The organism is Halomonas getboli, assembly GCF_023094245.1.
Classification (GTDB): domain Bacteria; phylum Pseudomonadota; class Gammaproteobacteria; order Pseudomonadales; family Halomonadaceae; genus Halomonas; species Halomonas getboli.
Genome location: NZ_JALMEW010000006.1, coordinates 39,143 through 57,797 on the forward strand (window position 1 = coordinate 39,143; position 18,655 = coordinate 57,797).

Genomic DNA, 18,655 nt, shown 5'->3' on the forward strand with positions numbered 1-18,655 from the left:
GCGGGTTTTCATTGCAGTGAGCCAGTCAGAGAGCATACCGGGCCAAACACGCTTCTTTCATCTCGCGCGGCCGGCAAAGGGGATGTGGATAACGAGGCGCTGTGGATAAAGGCGAGGCGAACGAAAAAGGGCCCACGGATAACCGTGGGCCCTTTCGAGATTCTGTGGCGCGCCCTAAAGGATTCGAACCTTTGACCTTCGCCTCCGGAGGGCGACGCTCTATCCAGCTGAGCTAAGGGCGCGCGGCGCCCGATGAAACGCTGCCATCGAGCGAGCGCCATCCTACCGTGCCGCCTGGACGCTGTCCAGCCGCGAGGTCCCGCCGGCCGCCGGGGCATTCATGCCACGGTTGACCGGCGACATTTTCCGGGGTCGGGAGTATCGCTATACTTCGCCCAATACCCCGTCCGCGGCCCGACAACAAGAACCCTCAAGAGGTGAGAGTGAATTCCCGCAAGCTGATTCTGGCATGCCTGACACTCTGCGGCCTGCTGGCGATGGCCTCGGCCCATGCCCAGCAGAAGATGGACCGCGAGGCCATCGCCGAGCGCCTGGCCCCGGTGGGCCAGCTGTGCCTGGAAGGCGAGGACTGCGGCACCGCCGTGGCCTCGGCCGGCGACGAGGCCACGAGCGGCGACGCGCCGATCGACGGCGAAGGCATCTACGGCAGCGTCTGCATGGCCTGCCACGAGACCGGCGCGGCCGGCGCTCCGGTGCGGGGCAACGAGGACGCCTGGGCCAGCCGCACCGAACAGGGTTTCGCGACCCTGCTGGATCACGCCATCAACGGCTACAACGCCATGCCGGCCCGCGGCGGCAACCCCAACCTCACCGACGAGGAGATGCACGCGGCGGTGGCCTACATGGTCGAGCCGGTGATGGAGGTACCCGCCACCGAGGGCGCCGCGGACGCCTCGGCGACGGAGGACACCGCAACCACGGGTGACGCCTCCGGCGGCGAGGGCTCCGGCGAGGCGAGTGCCACGGAGCCCGCCACCGCCGGCATCGACGGCGCCGCCGTCTACGGATCGGTGTGCATGGCCTGCCACGACACCGGCGCCGCGGGCGCCCCCAAGAAGGGCGACGCCACCGCCTGGGCGCCGCGCCTCGACAAGGGCATCGCAACCCTCTACGACCACGCCATCAACGGCTTCAACGCCATGCCCGCCAAGGGCGGCAACCCCAGTCTGTCCGACGACGAGGTCAAGGCGGCGGTCGACCATCTGGTCAGCGCCGCGCAATAGCGCGAAGGCCGCCTCCACCACGACCGCGGGGCGCCGAATGGCGCCCCGCGGTCGTTATGCGATTCCTCGACCCTCGACCCTCGACCCTCGACCCTCGACCCTCGACCCTCGACCCTCGACCCTCGACCCTCGACCCTCGACCCCAGGATCATCCCAGCAGCGAGCGCAGCCCGGCGATGGCATCCTTGCCGCGGGCCTGCTTCTTCTCCGGGTCCTCGCGGTCGGCCCGGCCCTCCCACTCCAGGGCGTCCTCCGGCAGCTCGTCGAGGAAGCGGCTCGGCGTGCAGTCCATCAGCTCGCCGTAGGCCTTGCGCTGGCGCGCCAGGGTCATGGTCAGGGTGCGCCGCGCCCGGGTGATGCCCACGTAGGCCAGGCGCCGCTCCTCCTCGACCGTGCCCACCTCGATGGCGTTGCGATGCGGCAGCAGCTCCTCCTCGAGGCCCATCAGGTAGACATGGGGAAACTCGAGGCCCTTGGAGGCGTGCATGGTCAACAGCTGCACGCGGTCGGAGTCGTCTTCCTCGGCCTGCTGCTCGAGGATGTCGCGCAGCACCAGCCGCGAGATCGCCGCTTCGACGCCGTCGGTCTCGGTGGCCGCGCTGGCGGTGTCCTCGTCGGGATCGGCGCCCATCGACTTCTCGAGCTGGTCGATCAGCGTCCAGACGTTGGCCATGCGGCGTTCGGCGATGGTCGGCGCGCTGGCGTTCTGATAGAGCCAGGCCTCGTAGTCCATCTCGCGCAGCATGTCGCGGATGGCATCGATGGCATCGCCGCCGTCCATGCGCCGGCGCACGCCCTCGATAAAGTGCGTGAAACGACCGAGGCGCTCGACCGCGCGGGTCGGCAGAAGCTCGGCCAGCCCCAGCTCCTGGCAGGCGGCGAACAGCGAGCCGCCGCGCTCGGTAGCGTAGTTGGCCAGCTTCTCCAGGGTGCTGGGGCCGATCTCGCGGCGCGGCACGTTGACGATGCGCAGGAAGGCGTTGTCGTCGGCCGGATTGATCAGCAGCCGCAGGTAGGCCATGGCGTCCTTGATCTCGTTGCGCGAGAAGAAGGAGGTGCCGCCGGAGAGCTTGTAGGGAATCTGGTAGTGCTGCAGCTTGAGCTCCAGCAGCCGGGCCTGGAAGTTGCCGCGGTAGAGCACCGCGAAGTCGCGCCACTCGGCGCGCTCCTTGATGCGCCGGGTGAGGATCTCGCTGGCCACCCGCTCGGCCTCGGCCTCCTCGTGGCGATTGACCACCACGCGGATCGCCGCGCCCTGCCCCATGTCCGACCACAGGGTCTTCTCGTAGACGTGGGGGTTGTTGGCGATCAGGGTGTTGGCGGCGCGCAGAATGGTGCCGGTGGAACGGTAGTTCTGCTCCAGCTTGATGACGTTCAGGCGCGGGAAGTCCTCGCCCAGGGTCACCAGGTTCTCGGGCCGCGCCCCGCGCCAGGCGTAGATCGACTGGTCGTCGTCGCCCACCACGGTGAAGGTCTGGCGCTCGGCCATCAGCAGCTGCACCAGCTGGTACTGGCTGACATTGGTGTCCTGATACTCGTCCACCAGCATGTAGTGGATCTTGCGCCGCCACCGCGAGAGGGCCTCGGGGTCGTCGCGCAGCAGCGTCACCGGCAGCAGGATCAGGTCGTCGAAGTCGACCGCGTTGTAGGCCTTGAGGTGGCGACCGTAGGCCTCGTAGACCCGGGCGGCGAACAGCTCGTCCTCGCTGTTGGCATGAGAGAGCGCCTGGCCGGGCAGCACCAGATCGTTCTTCCAGTTGGAGATGGTCGCCTGGACCTGATTGATCTGGTCGGCGTCGACCTGGGCGTCCTTGTTCATCAGGTCACGCAGCAGCGCCTTGGCGTCCTCGGGGTCGAACAGCGAGAAGCCCGGCTTGTAGCCCAGCGCCTTGAGCTCGCCGCGGATGATGTTGAGGCCGAGGGTGTGGAAGGTCGACACCGTCAGGCCGTGGCCCTGGCGGCCCTGGAGCATCTTGCCCACCCGCTCCTTCATCTCGCGGGCGGCCTTGTTGGTGAAGGTCACCGCGGCGATGCGCCGGGCGCTCATGCCGCACTCCTGCACCAGGTAAGCGATCTTGGTGGTGATCACGCTGGTCTTGCCCGAGCCGGCACCGGCCAGCACCAGGCAGGGACCGTCGATGGCGCGCACCGCCTCCCGCTGACGCGGGTTGAGCTTGGCGATGCGGCTGGCGATGCTCTGGTTCATGCGTCACTCCTCGGCACGGCGTTCGACTCGCTTGCGGGAAGGCCGATCTCGGGAAGCCCGGCGCCCGGCAGGCCGGACCCGACGAATCCCAGCTGGCGCCAGGCCTCGTAGACCAGCACCGCGGCGGCGTTGGACAGGTTCAGGCTGCGGCTCTCGGCCAGCATGGGAATGCGCAGGCGCTGGGCCTCGGGCAGGGCATCGAGCATCGCCTGGGGCAGGCCGCGGGTCTCGGGGCCGAAGACCAGAACGTCACCCTCGCGGTAATCGGGCTCGTGATAGCCGGTACGCCCGCGGGTCGAGACGGCGAAGACCCGCGTCGGCGCCACGGCGTCGAGAAAGGCCGCCCAGTCGGCATGCACTCGCACCCGGGCCCACTCATGATAGTCGAGGCCGGCGCGGCGCAGCCGCTTGTCGTCGAGGGTGAAGCCCAGCGGCTCGATCAGGTGCAGCCGGAAACCGGTGTTGGCGCACAGGCGGATCAGGTTGCCGGTGTTGGGCGGGATCTCGGGCTGGTAGAGCACCACGTCGAGCATCGATGACTCCTGTGGACGGCGGGGCCGGTAAAAGGCAGAGCCGACAACGCGCTCGGGCCCCGAAACGGGGCCCGAGGCGCAGCGAGGGGCGGCCGGTCTCGGCGCCCTGGCGGGCGGGCTCAGTCGGCCGAGATGCCGTAGCGGTCGCGGTAGGCGCGAATCGCCTCGGCGTGGCCGCGCAGTTCGTCGCTGGCGTGGACCTCGAGGTATTCGAGCACCATGTCCAGGGTGACGATGCTCACCACCGGCATGCCGTAGGCGGCCTCGACCTGCTGGATGGCGCTGCGCGGATCGGCTTCGTCGCCGCCGCGTTCCTGGCGATCCAGGGCCACCACCACGCCGGCGGCCTCGGCGCCGGCGCCCTCGATCAGCCCCATCACCTCGCGGATCGCGGTGCCGGCAGTGATGACGTCGTCGATGATCAGGATGCGGCCGGAAAGCGCAGCGCCGACGATGTTGCCGCCTTCGCCGTGGGCCTTGGCCTCCTTGCGATTGAACGCATAGGGCAGGTCGCGGTCATGATGATCCGCCAGGGCCACCGCGGTGGTCGCGGCCAGGGGAATGCCCTTGTAGGCCGGGCCGAACAGCACGTCGGCCTCGAGGCCGCTGTCGGCGATGGCCTGGGCGTAGAACCGGCCCAGCTTCGCCAGGGCGCGGCCGCTCTTGAACAGGCCGGCGTTGAAGAAGTAGGGGCTGGTGCGCCCGGACTTGAGGGTGAACTCGCCGAAGCGCAGCACGCCCTGCTCGATGGCGAACTCGATGAAGGCCTGCTGATACGGTTGCAGGGTCGATGCGGCCACGGAGCCTCCTATCACGTCTATTGGCGGACGCCATTTACCCAAACGTCGAAACGTCGGGTATCATACACGCGCGACGCAAAAGGGACCATGTATGAAAATCGCCACCATCAATGTGAATGGCATCCGAGAGGCGGTCGGTCGGGGCTTTCTCGACTGGCTGGCCAACCAGGATGCCGACGTCGTCTGCGTGCAGAATCTCAAGGCCAAGAGCTTCGAGCTCGACGACAGCATCCTCTATCCGGAGGGTTACGAGGGCTATTTCCTCGATGCGGAACAGGACGGCTTCTCGGGCGTCGGCCTGTACTGCCGCAAGATCCCCAAGGCGATCATGTATGGCCTCGGCTTCCCGCAGTGCGACCACGAGGCGCGCTTCCTGCAGGCCGACTACGACCGCTTCAGCATCGCCAGCTTCCTGATGCCGGACGGCAGCGACCCGGCCGCCAAGCAGGCCTTCATGGCCCAGTACCAGGAATACCTGTCGAAGATGGCCCGCAAGCGCCGCGAGTACATCATCTGCGGCACCTGGCACATCGCCCACAAGACCATCGACCTGGAGAACTGGGCCGACAACCAGACGACGCCCGGCTTCAAGCCCGAGGAGCGCGCCTGGATGGATCAGGTGCTCGGCCCGACCGGTTTCATCGACACCTTCCGTGAGATCAACCGCGACGCCGGTGAATACACCTGGTGGCCGGCGCTGGACCAGGACCAGCCCCGCGAGCGCCAGGAAGGCTGGCGGATCGACTACCAGCTGGTCGGCCCCAACTTCCGCCGCCACGTGGTGGACGCCTGGATCGACTACGACGCGACCTTCTCCGAGTACGCGCCGCTGATCGTCGAGTACGACCTGCCGCTGTAACGCGCCTCCCTTCGTCGCCGTCATGCCCAGGCATGACGCAGCACGCCGGCCCCTGGCCGGCGTGCTGCGTTTCTGGGCGACGCGTCTGACGAAAGCCGTCAGCCGCGGATACCCAGCGCCTCGCGCTGATGGTCGAACAGCGAGGCTCCGGCCTGCTCGGCCAGGTCGAGCATGGCATTGAGCTCGGCGCGGCTGTAGGTGCCGGACTCGGCGGTGCCCTGCACTTCGATCAGCCCGCCGCCCTCGGCCATCACCACGTTCATGTCGGTGCCGGCGCGGGAATCCTCCGGATAGTCGAGGTCGACCACCGGCACGCCGTTGTAGATGCCCACCGAGACCGAGCTCACCAACTGATGGAAGGGATCGCCCTTGATCAGCTTCTCGCGCTGCAGGTAGCGCACGGCATCGATCAGCGCCACACAGCCGCCGGTGATCGACGCCGTGCGGGTGCCGCCGTCGGCCTGGATGACGTCGCAGTCCACGGTGATGGTGTACTCGCCGAGCTTCTTCAGGTTTACCGCCGCGCGCAGCGAACGACCGATCAGCCGCTGGATCTCCAGCGTGCGGCCGCCCTGCTTGCCCCGGGTCGCCTCGCGGCCGCCGCGGGTGTGGGTGGCGCGGGGCAGCATGCCGTACTCGGCGGTGACCCAGCCCTGCTTCTTGCCGCGCAGCCAACGCGGCACGCCGGCCTCGACGCTGGCGTTGCACAGCACCTTGGTATCACCGAACTCGACCAGCACCGAGCCCTCGGCGTGGCGCGTGTAGTCGCGGGTCAGACGGATCTCGCGGGGCTCGTCGGGGGCGCGTCCGCTGGGACGCCGGAAGTCCTCGGCCATGTCAGCTCTCTCGCAGTCGAAAATGGATGGCTCGCCATTCTACACGGCCTGTCGAGGGAATCGGTTACACTGACTCGCCCACGCCATCGACCGACCCACAAGGAGCCCCGCCATGGTGCACAGCATGACCGCCTTCTCGCGTCAGGATCGCGACGCCGACTGGGGCCGGCTGCAGCTGGAGCTCAGGTCGGTCAACCAGCGCTATCTCGATCCCCACTTCCGCCTGCCCGAGGCGCTGCGCGACCTTGAGCCCGGCTTCCGCGATGCGCTGAGAAACCGCCTGGCCCGCGGCAAGGTCGAGTGCACCCTGCGCTTCGAGCCCGCCGAGCGCAGCGCCGAGGCCAGCGTCGATCAGGCGAAGCTGCGCGCCCTGGGCGCGGCGCTAAGCGAGGTGCGCGAGACCGTGCCCGAGGCCCCCATGCCCGACGCCCTGGCACTGCTCGACCATCCCGGCGTGCTCGAGGCGCCGGGGCTCGACCTCCAGGCGGTCAAGGCAGAAGCCAACGTCCTGTTCGACGCTGCCCTGAACGACCTGATCGCCGGCCGCGCCCGCGAGGGCGATCAGCTCGCCGAGCTGATCCGCGAGCGGCTGGCCGGCATCCGCGCCCAGGTCGACGAGGTCCGTGGCCTGCTGCCGACCATCCTCGAGCGCCAGCGCGCCCAGCTGCTCGACCGGCTGGCCGAGATGCACACCGAGCTCGAGCCCCAGCGCCTGGAGGCCGAACTGGTACTGCTGGCCCAGAAGGCCGACGTGGCGGAAGAGCTCGACCGGCTGGAGACCCACGTCGGCGAGGTCGAGCGCCAGCTCAGGCAGAAGGGCCCGATCGGCCGCCGCCTGGACTTCCTGATGCAGGAACTCAACCGCGAGGCCAACACCCTGTCATCGAAGTCGGTGGTCGCCGACACCACCCGCTGCGCGGTGGAGCTCAAGGTGCTGATCGAGCAGATGCGCGAGCAGATCCAGAATATCGAGTAGCCACGCCGATGCACGTTTTATCGAGCGCTCCAAGCCTCTTGGCAGTCCTGCGATCGGCCATTCTGGTGTCGCTATGCCTGACCACCAGGCCTGTCGTCGCGCAGGCCGAGCAAGGCACGGCCGGAGAGTCCGGTCGCAACGACAACGTGATCGTGGTCGGCGGCGACCACTACCACCCGCCCTATGAGTTCCTCGACGAGGAAGGTCGCCCCGCTGGCTACGACGTCGAGCTGACCCGGGCCATCGCCGAGGTGATGGGCATCGAGGTGCGTATCGAGCTGGGCCCCTGGAGCGAGATGCGCCACAAGCTGGAAACCGGCGAGATCGACGCCCTGGAGGGCATGTCCTACTCCCAGGCTCGCGACGACAGCTTCGACTTCGCCCCGCCCCACGCCATCGTCCACCAATCGATCTTCGCCCGCCGCGGCACGCCGCCCGTGGAACGCCTGGAGGAGCTGCGCGGCAAGGAGGTCATCGTCCAGCGCGGCGACATCATGCAGGACCTGCTGCTCGAGCGGGACGTGGGCGCCGAGCTGTTCACCACCGACACCCATGCCGACGCGCTGCGCGCCCTCGCCGCCGGTCAGCACGACTACGCCCTGGTGGCCAATCTCCCGGCGCTGTACCTCAGCCGCGAACTCGGGCTGACCAACCTGGTGCCGGTCGCCCGCCCCTTCTCGCTGCGCTACGGCTATGCGGTGAAGGAAGGCAACGCCGACGTGCTCGCACAGTTCAGCGAAGGGCTGGCCATTCTCAAGAACACCGGCCGCCACCAGGCCATCTACGACAAGTGGCTGGGTCCGCTGGAGCAGGGAGAGGGGCTGCCGTGGAAGCGGCTTGGCATGATCGGCGCCATCGCCTCGGCGCTGCTGCTGCTGATCCTGGGCGGCATCGTGATCTGGAATCGCCTGCTCAAGCGCGAGGTGGCGAGCCGCACCGAGGAGCTGCGCCGCCAGCAGCAGCAGCTGATCCAGGCCGACAAGATGTCCTCGCTCGGCGTGCTGGTCTCCGGTGTCGCCCACGAGATCAACAACCCCAGCGGCCTGCTGCTGCTGAACCTGCCGGTGCTGCGGGATGCCTACGACGATGCCCGGCCCATTCTCGAGGCCCACTATCGCGAGCACGGCGACTTCCCGTTCGGCGGCCTGCCCTACTCGCGCATGCGTGACGAGGTGCCCTCGATGCTCGACGAGATGCTGGAAGGCACCCGGCGCATCAAGCGCATCGTCGGCGATCTCAAGGACTTCGCCCGCCAGGGCAGCCGCGATCTCGGCGAGCGCCTCGACCTCGACGAGGTGGTGCAGACCGCGGTGCGCCTGGTCGACAACTCGATCCGCCAGGCCACCGACCGCTTCGAGGCGCACTATGCGGGCGACCTGCCCGCCGTGCGAGGCAATGCCCAGCGCATCGAGCAGGTGGTGATCAACCTGGTGCTGAACGCCTGCCAGGCCCTCGAGAGCCGCGACCAGGGCATCCGCCTGACCACCCGCCACCTGCCCGGCGACGGAGCCGTGGCCCTGGAAGTGCGCGACGAGGGGCGAGGCATCGATCCCGAGGCACTCTCCCGGCTGACCGATCCCTTCTTCACCACCCGGCGCGAGGACGGCGGCACCGGCCTGGGGCTGTCGGTCTCGGCCGGCATCGTCCGCGAGCATGACGGCGACCTGGCCTTCGCCTCGCGCCCCGGCGAGGGCACCACCGTCACCCTGACGCTGCCCGTGGCCCCGGCCGACGGCGCTGCCGATTCCCATCAGGACGAGCGATGAGCATGAACCTCTATCCCGCCTTCGGCCTGCTGCTGGTCGACGACGAGCCTTCCTTCCTGCGCAGCCTGAGCATCGCCCTGGAGCGCAGCGGCGGCATCAACCATCTTCATCGCTGCCAGGACAGCCGCCAGGTGATGGACATCCTGGCGCGGGAGAACATCGGCCTGGTGACGCTGGACCTCACCATGCCCCACCTGTCGGGGGAGGCCCTGCTGCGCCGGATCGTCGAGGAACACCCCGACGTCGGCGTGATCGTGATCAGCGGCCTGAACCAGGTGGAGACCGCCGTCGACTGCATCAAGCACGGGGCCTTCGACTACTTCGTCAAGACCGACGAGCAGAGCCGGCTGATCGAGGGCATCAAGCGGGCCATCCGCCTGCAGGAGCTGCGCCAGGAAAACCAGGAGCTGCGGCGCCGCTTCCTCAACGACACCCTGGAACATCCCGAGGCGTTCGCCGACATCGTCACCGACGACAAGGGCATGCGCTCGGTCTTCCAGTACCTCGAGTCGGTGGCCCCGAGCGGCCAGCCGCTGCTGATCGGCGGGGAGAGCGGCGTCGGCAAGGAACTGATCGCCCGGGCGACCCATGCCCTGAGCGGTCGGCCCGGGCCGCTGGTCTGCGTCAATGCGGCGGGGCTCGACGACGGCGTGTTTGCCGACACCCTCTTCGGGCACGAGAAGGGCGCCTTCACCGGGGCCGACCGCCCACGCGCCGGGATGGTCGAGCAGGCCGCGGACGGCACCCTGTTCCTCGACGAGATCGGCGACCTGAACCCGGCCTCCCAGGTCAAGCTGCTGCGCCTGCTGCAGGAGGGGGAGTACTATCCGCTGGGCAGCGACCGGCCCAAGCGGGCGCGGGTGCGCATCGTGGTGGCGACGCATCACGACCTCGAGGCACGCCAGCGGGCCGGGGACTTCCGCAAGGACCTCTACTACCGGCTGCGCACCCACCAGGTGTGGATCCCGCCGCTGCGCCAGCGCCGCGGCGACATCCCGCTGCTGCTGGACCACTTCCTCGCCGAAGCTGCCGACGAGCTCGACAAGCCGCGGCCGACCTACCCCCCCGAGCTGCCGGTACTGCTGGCCAACCATCCCTTCCCCGGCAACGTGCGCGAACTGCGCGCCATGGCCTATGACGCCATGAGCGTCCACCGCTCGCGGACGCTGTCCATGGAGGTGTTCCGGCGCGCCATCGATCCGGGACGCACGGTTCCCGAACCATCGAAAGTCGTTGCAGAACGCCACGTCTTCGCCCCGGACGAGCCCCTGCCGACGCTGCACGAGGTCGCCGACCTGCTGGTCCGAGAGGCCATGCGCCGGGCCGAGGGCAACCAGTCGATCGCCTCGCGGCTGCTGGGCATCTCCCAGCCGGCGCTGAGCAAGCGACTGAAGAAGCTGCGCGAAGCGGGGCCGGAAGCCCTATAACCTCACGGCGACCATAACCCTGGTTATAACCGAAAAAATCGCTTTTATTTCATACACTTGACTAAATCATCCAGCCCTGGCCGAGCCGGAGGTTATAGCCCTTCGCCGCCGCCACCCCTGACCGGCATCGCTATAAAATCCATAAAGATCAGTTGATTGTGAAAAAAAACAGTCGACTGGCACGCGTCTTGCTCCGGATAGGCGGATTCCCCCGACGGGAATCCTCCCAATTCCAAAAGCAAGAGGTTCGACGACCGATGCCAACAACAATGAAGACGGCCGCCATGGCCACGACCGCACCCCGCAGCTCCCAGGGCACGCAGCCGGGAGGTGCACAATGCTGGACCTGATCAATGACCTGCTGTGGGGCAAGCTGCTGATCGCCTTGCTGGTCGCCGTGGGCATCGGCTTCACCCTGGCCTCGCGCTGCGTGCAGTTCCGCTACTTCGGCCGCATGTTCCGCATTCTCGGCGCCAGCCAGGCCTTCAAGCGCGACCAGCACGGCCACCTGAGCTCCTTCCAGGCGCTGCTGCTGTCGGTGGCCGGCCGGGTCGGCGGCGGCAACATCGCCGGCGTCGCCGTGGCCATCACCCTCGGCGGCCCGGGTGCGGTGTTCTGGATGTGGGTGGTCGGCCTGATGGGCATGGCCACCAGCTTTCTCGAGTGCACCCTGGCCCAGGCCTACAAGACCGCCGAACCCGACGGCACCTACCGCGGCGGCCCGGCGCGCTACATCGCTCGCGGCCTGGGGCATCGCTGGCGCTGGCTGGCCGGCCTCTACTCGGTGCTGCTGCTGGCCACCTTCGGCTTCGCCTTCACCGCCCTGCAGTCCTATGCCGTGGCCACCTCCTTCGACGACGCCTTCGGCATCCCGGCCCGCTACACCGGGCTCGGCCTGGCCCTGCTGGTCGGCCTGATCGTGTTCGGCGGGGTCAAGCGCATCGCCCGAGTCACCGAATTCCTGGTCCCGGTGATGGCAGGCGGCTACCTGCTGATCGCCCTGGCGGTCCTGGCACTGAACGTAACGCAGTTGCCCGACGTCATCGGACTGATCGTCAAGAGCGCCTTCGGCCTCGAACCGGCGATCGGCGGCGGCATCGGCGCGGCGATCATGATGGGCGTCAAGCGCGGCCTGTTCTCCAACGAGGCCGGCCTCGGCAGCGCGCCCAACGTGGCGGCAGTGGCCTACGTGCCGCACCCGGTCAATCAGGGCATCGTCCAGGCCTTCTCGGTGTTCATCGACACCATGATCATCTGCTCGGCCACCGCCTTCATCATCCTCCTCGGCGGGGCCTATGATCCGGCAGCCGGCGCCGGCATCGACGGCATCGCCCTGACTCAGGCCTCGCTGGCCGATCACGTCGGCGAGTGGGGCCGCAGCTTCGTCAGCATCGCGCTACTGCTGTTCGGCTTCAGCACCATCCTCTACAACTACTACCTGGGCGAGAACAGCCTCGACTTCTTCAGCCGCGGCAATCGCACCCTGTTCAACGCCTTCCGACTCGCCATCATCGGCCTGTGCACCTGGGGGGCGATGACGGACCTCGGCACCGTCTTCGCCTTCGCCGACACCACCATGGGCTTCCTGGCACTTGCCAACCTCATCGCCTTGATCCTGCTGTTCAAGCCGGGACTGCGCATCCTGCGCGACTTCGATGGTCAGATCCGGTCGGGCGTGACACGACCGGTCTTCGATGCCGAGCGCTTCGGCGACCTGGACGTCGATCCGGCAGCCTGGGAGATAGCGCCGGAAGACCGCGAACACGCCCGCCATTCGCGGCCGGCATCGACCGCCGCGTCCTAGCGACCCTCCCCCGAGCGCGACGGCCCGGCCGCGGCACCTGCCGCCGCCGGGCCGTCGCGTCCCGGTGCCCCTCGAGACGACCATTGGAGAGACGTCATGGAAACCATGCAGCAATGGGTGGAGAGCCTGGAACGACGGGCCAGAGCCCGCCTGGGCATCGGTCGCGTCGCCGACTATATTCCGGCGCTGGCGGAGCAGGATCCCGATCGCTTCGGCATCGCGCTCTGCAGCAATCAGGGCGCTATCTACCACGCCGGCGAGGCGCAGACGCCCTTCTCGATCCAGAGCATCGCCAAGGTGCTGCTCTTGACTCTGGCCCTGCGGGTCCAGGGCGACGCGCTCTGGACCCGCGTGGGCCGAAACCCCTCGGGCATGCCTTTCAATTCCCTGGCTCAGCTGGAGGCCGAGGGCGGCAAGCCTCGTAATCCCTTCATCAACGCCGGCGCCATCGCCGTGACCGATCGTCTGGTCGGCGCCTTCGCTACGCCCTCGAAGCATCTGCGTGACGTCGCCCGGCGACTGTCCGGCAACCCGAAGATCCACATTGACGAGAACGTACAGGCCTCGGAGTGGCAGCATCGTGCCCGCAACGCCGCCATGGCCTATCTGATGCAGGCCTTCGGCCATCTCGACAACGACGTGGACACCGTGCTGCAGACCTATTTCTCCTGTTGCGCGCTGTCCATGAGCTGCGTCGACCTCGCTCGCGCCTTCAACTTCCTGGCCGCCGAGGGCCATGCCCTGTCGCTTGGCGAGCGCTTCGTCAGCCCCGACCTTGCACGTCGGATCAATGCACTGCTGTTCACCTGTGGGATGTATGACGCGGCGGGAGACTTCGCCTACCGCACCGGCCTGCCCGCCAAGAGCGGCGTCGGAGGTGGCATCGTCGCCATCGTGCCCGGCCGTTTCTCGATCTGCGCCTGGTCGCCGGCGCTGGATGAGCGCGGCAACTCGGTGGCCGCCCAGCATGTCCTCGAACTGCTCGCCGACGACCTCGGGCGCTGGTCCAGAGCCATCCCCAGCGACAGTATGACGATAATGAACATATAGTTTTATTACGTTCAAAAGACCGAAAGACACGCCAAATTAGCGCCCAAACTTAGACTTTGGTCGCAAAAAAAGAGTAAAATTCCTGGCTTCACTCGACCCATATCGGGCGCTGCCCAGGAGGTTCGCCATGTCGACCATCCCGTCCGGCGCCACCGCGCGCCATCCCCGCCTGGCCGAACTGGCGCTGGCCCTTGGCGGCTTCGGCATCGGCACCAGCGAATTCGTGATCATGGGCCTGCTGGAGCGGGTCGCCGGCGATCTGCAGGTCGCCTCGGCCGATGTCGGCTACGCCATTTCCAGCTACGCGCTGGGCGTGGTGGTCGGTGCGCCGCTGATCTCTGCGCTGGCCGCCCGGGTGCCGCGCCGCACCCTGCTGATCGTGCTGATGCTGGTGTTCGCCGTGGGCAACGTCGCCAGCGCCATGGCCACCTCGTTCTGGCCGTTCGTCGGGCTGCGCTTCCTGGCCGGCCTGCCCCACGGCGCCTACTTCGGCGTCGCCGCCCTGGTGGCGGCCAATGCGGTCCCCGTCGAGCAGCGCGCCCAGGCGGTGAGCCGGGTGATGCTGGGCCTGACCACCGCCATCCTGGTCGGCGCGCCGCTGGCCACCTGGGCGGGTCAGTGGCTGGGCTGGCAGAGCGCTTTCATGGGCGTCGGCGCCATCGCCCTGACCACCGCCGCGCTGATCCGCCTGTGGGTGCCGAGCCAGCCTCACGACCCCAACGCCAGCCCCAGGCGCGAGCTCTCGGCGCTGGTCAAGCAGCGCGTGCTGTTCACCCTGGGCGTGGCCAGCATCGGTTTCGGCGGCATGTTTGCGGTGTTCAGCTACGTGGTGCCGACCCTGTCCGCCCAGGCCGGCATGCGCGAATCGGTGGGCCCCTGGGTGCTGACGATCTTCGGCGTCGGCACCATCCTCGGCAACCTGGTCGGCGCCCGCCTGGCGGACAGGAACCTGCTCAAGGCCATTCCCCGCATCCTGCTGTGGTGCCTGGTGGTGCAGACGGGCTTCTTCTTCGCCGCCAACCACCTGATCAGCGGCCTGCTGTTCGTCGGCCTGGTGGGCACCAGCATGGCACTGGGGCCGGCGCTGCAGACCCGGCTGATGGACGTCGCCGGCGATGCCCAGACCATGGCCGCCTCGATGAACCACGCCGCCTTCAACTCCGCCAACGCCCTGGGCGCCTGGCTGGCCGCGGTGGTGATCAAGGGCGGCGCGCCCTGGTCCGCCAGCGGCCTGGTCGGTGCCATGCTGGCCCTCGGCGGGCTGGTGATGTTCTTCACCGGCCGCTATATGGAGCGCCGGGAGGCCAGGGCCGCCGCGGCCTGAGGCCCAAGGCTGGGGCACGGGCACGAAGTGTGCGATACTTCGCGCCCTCCTCCGCAGCCGTCGATATCGCAGGATCCGTCATGCCCCAAGGTACGCTGTTCATCGTTTCCGCCCCCTCCGGCGCCGGCAAGACCAGCCTGGTGCGCGAACTGATCGAGAGCCTCGACGGCATCCAGGTCTCGGTCTCGCACACCACCCGACCGCGCCGCGAGGGTGAGGTGGACGGCGTGAACTATCACTTCGTCGATCCGGCCGAGTTCGAGCGCATGATCGCCGAAGGCGATTTCTTCGAGCATGCCAAGGTATTCGACAACTACTACGGCACCTCGCGGCGCGCCGTGGAGGAGCTGCTGGCCGCCGGCCAGGACGTGATCCTGGAGATCGACTGGCAGGGCGCGCGCCAGGTCCGCGAGCAGCTGCCCCAGACGGTGTCGATCTTCATCCTGCCGCCCTCGCGGGAGGAGCTGGAGCGCCGGCTGTCCGGCCGCGGCACCGACGAGCACGCCGTCGTCGCCTCCCGCATGCGCGAGGCCGTCAGCGAGATGTCGCACTACGACGAGTACGACTACGTGGTGATCAACGACGACTTCACCACCGCCGAACGCGAGCTGCAGTCGCTGGTCGTCGCCCGGCGTCTGACCGCCGAGCGCACCCGCGAACGCCACGCGCCGCTGCTGGCGGCGCTGCTCTCCTGAGCGCGGCAGCGGCGCTTGTCAGGCGAGCGGGGCGTCGAGTAATCTAACCCCTCTATTCATCGGTGAATCCCCGGGGCGCAAAGGCGCCGGCCGGGGCTTTGCCCGTCAGCATTCAGGAAGGCATCCATGGCGCGTGTTACCGTCGAAGACTGTCTGGAAAACGTCGAAAATCGCTTCAAGCTGGTGATGATCTCCACCCAGCGCGCTCGCCAGCTGGCCCGCGGCTCCCGCGATGCCCTGCTGCCCTGGGAAAACGACAAGCCCACCGTGATGGCGCTGCGCGAGATCGCCGACGGCCTGGTCGACTCCAGCGTGCTGGACGAGCCGATCGAGGCCGCCCCGGTGCGTCCGCGCCCCGAGAGCGAGCCGGGCATCCCCGCCGAGGAGTGATGCCGGCGTCGCCGCCATCCGACCGGCCATCACGTAACCTTCAGGGCACGCCGCATGTTCACCATCGATGACCTGGCCGACCGCCTCGGCGGCTACCTTCCCCAGGACGAGATCCAGCAGGTCAAGCGTGCCTTCTACTACGCCGAGCAGGCCCACGACGGCCAGCGACGTCGCTCCGGCGAGCCCTATGTGACCCATCCCCTGGCGGTGGCCAACATCCTGGCCAACATGCACATGGACCATCAGAGCCTGATGGCCGCCATGCTGCATGACGTCATCGAGGACACCGGCGTCTCCAAGCAGGCCCTGGGCGCGCAGTTCGGCGAGGCCGTGGCGGAGCTGGTCGACGGCGTCTCGAAGCTGACCCAGATCACCTTCGAGGACAAGGCGGTCGCCCAGGCCGAGAACTTCCAGAAGATGGTGATGGCGATGTCCCGGGACATCCGGGTGATCATCGTCAAGCTGGCCGACCGGCTGCACAACATGCGTACCCTGGGCGCGCTGCGCCCGGAGAAGAAGCGCCGCATCGCGCGCGAGACGCTGGAGATCTACGCCCGCATCGCCAACCGGCTGGGCATCAACACCATCCGCGTCGAGCTCGAGGACCTGTCCTTCCAGGCGATCCACCCGATGCGCGCCGAGCGCATCAAGCGCGCCGTGGCCAGCGCCCGCGGTCATCGCCGCTCGGCGATCCGCCAGGTCCAGGACACCCTGCAGAACAGCCTCGACGAGGAAGGCCTGACCGGCTCGGTGATGGGCCGCCAGAAGCACCTGCTGTCGATCTACCGCAAGATGCGCGACCAGAAGAAGTCGTTCGCCGAGATCATGGACGTGTTCGGCTTCCGCATCATCACCGACGACGTCGACAGCTGCTATCGCATCCTCGGCATGGTGCACAACCTCTACAAGCCGGTGCCCGGGCGCTTCAAGGACTACATCGCCATCCCCAAGGCCAACGGCTACCAGAGCCTGCATACCACGCTGTTCGGCAGCGGCGGCATGCCCATCGAGGTGCAGATCCGCACCCGCGAGATGGAGGCCATGGCCAACAACGGCATCGCCGCCCACTGGCTATACAAGGCCGGCCAGACCGATCACCCGATCGCCGAGGGCAGCCACGCCCGGGCCCGCTCCTGGATCAAGGGCCTGCTCGAGATGCAGCGCCACGCCGGCGACTCGCTGGAGTTCATCGAGCACGTCAAGAACGACCTGTTCCCCGACGATATCTACGTGTTCACGCCCAAGGGCGACATCATGGAGCTGCCTCAGGGCGCCACGGTGATCGACTTCGCCTACAGCGTGCACACCGACATCGGCAACAGCTGCATCGCCTGCCGCATCGACCGCCATCTGGCGCCGCTCTCCACCCGGCTCGAGAGCGGCCAGACGCTGGAGATCATCACCGCCCCCGGCGCCAAGCCCAGCCTGGCCTGGCTCAACGTGGTGGTCACCGCCAAGGCGCGTTCGGCCATTCGCCACGCGCTCAAGCACCAGCAGCACACCGAGGCCGTGCAGCTCGGTCGCCGGCTGCTCAACAAGGCGCTGGCGGAGTTCGAGACCAGTCTCGAGGAGCTGCCCGGCGGGCCGATGGCCACGCTGCTGGCCGAGCTCGAGCTGAAGAATCAGGACACCCTGCTGGAATCGATCGGCCTGGGCACCCGGGTCGCCCACGTGGCCGCCCGGCGCCTGGTCGACCTACACCACGGCGAGCAGCTGCCGACCGCGGAGGGCTCGCACCAGCAGGGGCCGATCGTGATCAGCGGCGCCGAGGGCATGGTGATCAAGTTCGCCCGCTGCTGTCATCCGCTGCCCGGCGACCCGGTCATCGGCCACCTCTCGGTGGGCAAGGGCATCGTCGTGCACCGCACCGAGTGCCGTAACCTGGCCGAGCTGAAGAGCGATCCGGACAAGCTGTTCGCCCTCGAATGGTCCAATCAGGCCGACGAGGACTTCCCGGTGCCGCTGCGCCTGGAGATCGAGAGCCGCCGCGGGCTGGTGGCGGAGCTGGCCAGCCTGGTCACCGACGCCGACGCCAACATCGAGCGCATCGGCATCGAGGAGCGCGACGCCCGGCTGTCGATCGTCAACCTGACCCTGTCGGTGCGCAACCGCGTGCACCTGGCGCGCATCATCAAGCGCCTGCGCAACCTGTCCCACGTCGGCAAGATCACCCGCCTGGGCAATTGAGTCTCAGCGCCCTCACCCGTCGCGGTCGCGGCGGGCGGGGGCGCCGTCATTGGACACTTCCCGATCATCGCCAACAACACATGGAGCACACCATGAGCAACAAGGCCGTCATCAACACCGACCAGGCGCCCGCCGCCATCGGCCCTTACTCCCAGGCCATCAAGGCCGGCAACACCGTCTACATGTCCGGCCAGATCCCGCTGGACCCGGCCACCATGGAGATCGTCTCCGACGACTTCGAGGCCCAGGCCCGCCAGGTCTTCGCCAACCTGAAGGCCGTCGCCGAGGAGGCCGCCGGCGGCCTCAAGGACGTGGTCAAGCTGAACCTCTACCTGGTGGATCTGGACAACTTCGCCATCGTCAACGGCATCATGGAGGAGTTCTTCGATGCGCCCTATCCGGCCCGCGCCGCCGTCGGCGTCAAGGCCCTGCCCAAGGGCAGCCAGGTCGAGGCGGAAGCCGTGCTGGTCATCGGCGACTGATGGCGCTTCCCCGGCCGAGAACAGAGGAAGGCCGGCGACAAGCTTTCGCGAGGGCGCTGTGAACCCATCCCTGGGC

The 18,655-nt window shown here is 68.0% G+C and carries 16 protein-coding genes and 1 tRNA gene; 12 read left to right on the plus strand and 5 right to left on the minus strand.

All coding sequences use genetic code 11. The annotated features are described in order from the left end of the window. Positions 1–165 precede the first annotated feature (165 nt). Positions 166–242, minus strand: a tRNA-Arg gene (locus tag MYL53_RS13170). A 201-nt stretch (positions 243–443) separates the two neighbouring features. Here MYL53_RS13170 and MYL53_RS13175 point away from each other — a divergent pair. Further along, the gene (locus MYL53_RS13175) at positions 444–1,244 is read left to right on the plus strand and encodes a c-type cytochrome (protein ID WP_247854410.1); all 801 of its coding nucleotides are present in this window, start codon (positions 444–446) and stop codon (positions 1,242–1,244) included. 148 nt (positions 1,245–1,392) lie between these two features. On the opposite strand, the gene rep is transcribed toward MYL53_RS13175, so the two are convergent. The 3 genes from rep to pyrE all read right to left on the minus strand — a co-directional run bounded on the left by rep (position 1,393) and on the right by pyrE (position 4,783). Further along, on the minus strand, positions 1,393–3,450 hold the full coding sequence (gene rep, locus MYL53_RS13180) for a DNA helicase Rep (RefSeq protein ID WP_247854411.1): 2,058 nt from the start codon (positions 3,448–3,450) through the stop codon (positions 1,393–1,395). Beyond that, positions 3,447–3,983 (minus strand): tRNA (uridine(34)/cytosine(34)/5-carboxymethylaminomethyluridine(34)-2'-O)-methyltransferase TrmL, encoded by a 537-nt coding sequence (trmL, locus tag MYL53_RS13185; RefSeq protein WP_247854412.1) that lies wholly within the window; start codon positions 3,981–3,983, stop codon positions 3,447–3,449. Before trmL ends, rep begins: the two co-directional genes overlap by 4 nt. 119 nt (positions 3,984–4,102) lie before the next feature. Next, complete coding sequence (pyrE, locus tag MYL53_RS13190; protein ID WP_247854413.1) at positions 4,103–4,783, minus strand: orotate phosphoribosyltransferase; 681 nt, start codon at positions 4,781–4,783, stop codon at positions 4,103–4,105. Positions 4,784–4,874: 91 nt separating this feature from the next. Between pyrE and MYL53_RS13195 the strand changes: the two genes are divergently transcribed. Beyond that, positions 4,875–5,642, plus strand: a complete 768-nt coding sequence (locus tag MYL53_RS13195) for an exodeoxyribonuclease III (protein WP_247854414.1) — start codon at positions 4,875–4,877, stop codon at positions 5,640–5,642. Positions 5,643–5,740: 98 nt separating this feature from the next. Here MYL53_RS13195 and rph read toward each other — a convergent pair whose 3' ends face one another. Then, positions 5,741–6,478, minus strand: coding sequence for a ribonuclease PH (gene rph / locus MYL53_RS13200; RefSeq protein WP_247854415.1), 738 nt, complete (start codon positions 6,476–6,478; stop codon positions 5,741–5,743). 112 nt (positions 6,479–6,590) lie between these two features. Between rph and MYL53_RS13205 the strand changes: the two genes are divergently transcribed. From MYL53_RS13205 to MYL53_RS13250, 10 genes are all read left to right on the plus strand, one after another. After that, positions 6,591–7,454: a YicC/YloC family endoribonuclease gene (locus MYL53_RS13205; protein WP_247854416.1), complete on the plus strand. Its 864-nt coding sequence runs from the start codon at positions 6,591–6,593 to the stop codon at positions 7,452–7,454. A gap of 38 nt (positions 7,455–7,492) precedes the next feature. After that, positions 7,493–9,220: a transporter substrate-binding domain-containing protein gene (locus MYL53_RS13210; RefSeq protein WP_247854417.1), complete on the plus strand. Its 1,728-nt coding sequence runs from the start codon at positions 7,493–7,495 to the stop codon at positions 9,218–9,220. Further along, on the plus strand, positions 9,217–10,647 hold the full coding sequence (locus MYL53_RS13215; protein ID WP_247854418.1) for a sigma-54-dependent transcriptional regulator: 1,431 nt from the start codon (positions 9,217–9,219) through the stop codon (positions 10,645–10,647). Before MYL53_RS13210 ends, MYL53_RS13215 begins: the two co-directional genes overlap by 4 nt. Positions 10,648–10,984: 337 nt before the next feature. Beyond that, positions 10,985–12,451 carry an alanine/glycine:cation symporter family protein gene (locus tag MYL53_RS13220; protein ID WP_247854419.1) on the plus strand — a complete coding sequence of 489 codons (1,467 nt, stop codon included), beginning with the start codon at positions 10,985–10,987 and terminating at the stop codon, positions 12,449–12,451. A 96-nt stretch (positions 12,452–12,547) separates the two neighbouring features. After that, a complete protein-coding gene (gene glsB, locus MYL53_RS13225) occupies positions 12,548–13,501 on the plus strand; it encodes a glutaminase B (RefSeq protein ID WP_345740378.1) in 954 nt (317 codons plus the stop codon). 127 nt (positions 13,502–13,628) lie between these two features. Beyond that, positions 13,629–14,825, plus strand: coding sequence for an MFS transporter (locus MYL53_RS13230; protein WP_247854420.1), 1,197 nt, complete (start codon positions 13,629–13,631; stop codon positions 14,823–14,825). A gap of 80 nt (positions 14,826–14,905) precedes the next feature. After that, entirely contained in the window at positions 14,906–15,520 is a 615-nt protein-coding gene (gmk, locus tag MYL53_RS13235) for a guanylate kinase (protein WP_247854421.1), read from the plus strand. Positions 15,521–15,646: 126 nt separating this feature from the next. Further along, positions 15,647–15,910 carry a DNA-directed RNA polymerase subunit omega gene (gene rpoZ / locus MYL53_RS13240; RefSeq protein WP_247854422.1) on the plus strand — a complete coding sequence of 88 codons (264 nt, stop codon included), beginning with the start codon at positions 15,647–15,649 and terminating at the stop codon, positions 15,908–15,910. Positions 15,911–15,964: 54 nt separating this feature from the next. Then, positions 15,965–18,097: a RelA/SpoT family protein gene (locus MYL53_RS13245; RefSeq protein WP_247854423.1), complete on the plus strand. Its 2,133-nt coding sequence runs from the start codon at positions 15,965–15,967 to the stop codon at positions 18,095–18,097. Positions 18,098–18,189: 92 nt separating this feature from the next. Continuing rightward, on the plus strand, positions 18,190–18,579 hold the full coding sequence (locus MYL53_RS13250; RefSeq protein WP_016855923.1) for a RidA family protein: 390 nt from the start codon (positions 18,190–18,192) through the stop codon (positions 18,577–18,579). Positions 18,580–18,655: the final 76 nt, after the last annotated feature.

Excerpts from the sequence above, each read along its gene's own strand:
- trmL (WP_247854412.1), bottom strand. The coding sequence starts at position 3,983 with ATGCTCGACGTGGTGCTCTACCAGCCCGAGATCCCGCCCAACACCGGC.
- MYL53_RS13250 (WP_016855923.1), top strand. The coding sequence starts at position 18,190 with ATGAGCAACAAGGCCGTCATCAACACCGACCAGGCGCCCGCCGCCATC.
- glsB (WP_345740378.1), top strand. The coding sequence starts at position 12,548 with ATGGAAACCATGCAGCAATGGGTGGAGAGCCTGGAACGACGGGCCAGA.
- MYL53_RS13215 (WP_247854418.1), top strand. The coding sequence starts at position 9,217 with ATGAGCATGAACCTCTATCCCGCCTTCGGCCTGCTGCTGGTCGACGAC.
- MYL53_RS13195 (WP_247854414.1), top strand. The coding sequence starts at position 4,875 with ATGAAAATCGCCACCATCAATGTGAATGGCATCCGAGAGGCGGTCGGT.
- MYL53_RS13205 (WP_247854416.1), top strand. The coding sequence starts at position 6,591 with ATGGTGCACAGCATGACCGCCTTCTCGCGTCAGGATCGCGACGCCGAC.
- rep (WP_247854411.1), bottom strand. The coding sequence starts at position 3,450 with ATGAACCAGAGCATCGCCAGCCGCATCGCCAAGCTCAACCCGCGTCAG.
- gmk (WP_247854421.1), top strand. The coding sequence starts at position 14,906 with ATGCCCCAAGGTACGCTGTTCATCGTTTCCGCCCCCTCCGGCGCCGGC.
- rpoZ (WP_247854422.1), top strand. The coding sequence starts at position 15,647 with ATGGCGCGTGTTACCGTCGAAGACTGTCTGGAAAACGTCGAAAATCGC.
- MYL53_RS13245 (WP_247854423.1), top strand. The coding sequence starts at position 15,965 with ATGTTCACCATCGATGACCTGGCCGACCGCCTCGGCGGCTACCTTCCC.
- MYL53_RS13220 (WP_247854419.1), top strand. The coding sequence starts at position 10,985 with ATGCTGGACCTGATCAATGACCTGCTGTGGGGCAAGCTGCTGATCGCC.
- rph (WP_247854415.1), bottom strand. The coding sequence starts at position 6,478 with ATGGCCGAGGACTTCCGGCGTCCCAGCGGACGCGCCCCCGACGAGCCC.
- MYL53_RS13230 (WP_247854420.1), top strand. The coding sequence starts at position 13,629 with ATGTCGACCATCCCGTCCGGCGCCACCGCGCGCCATCCCCGCCTGGCC.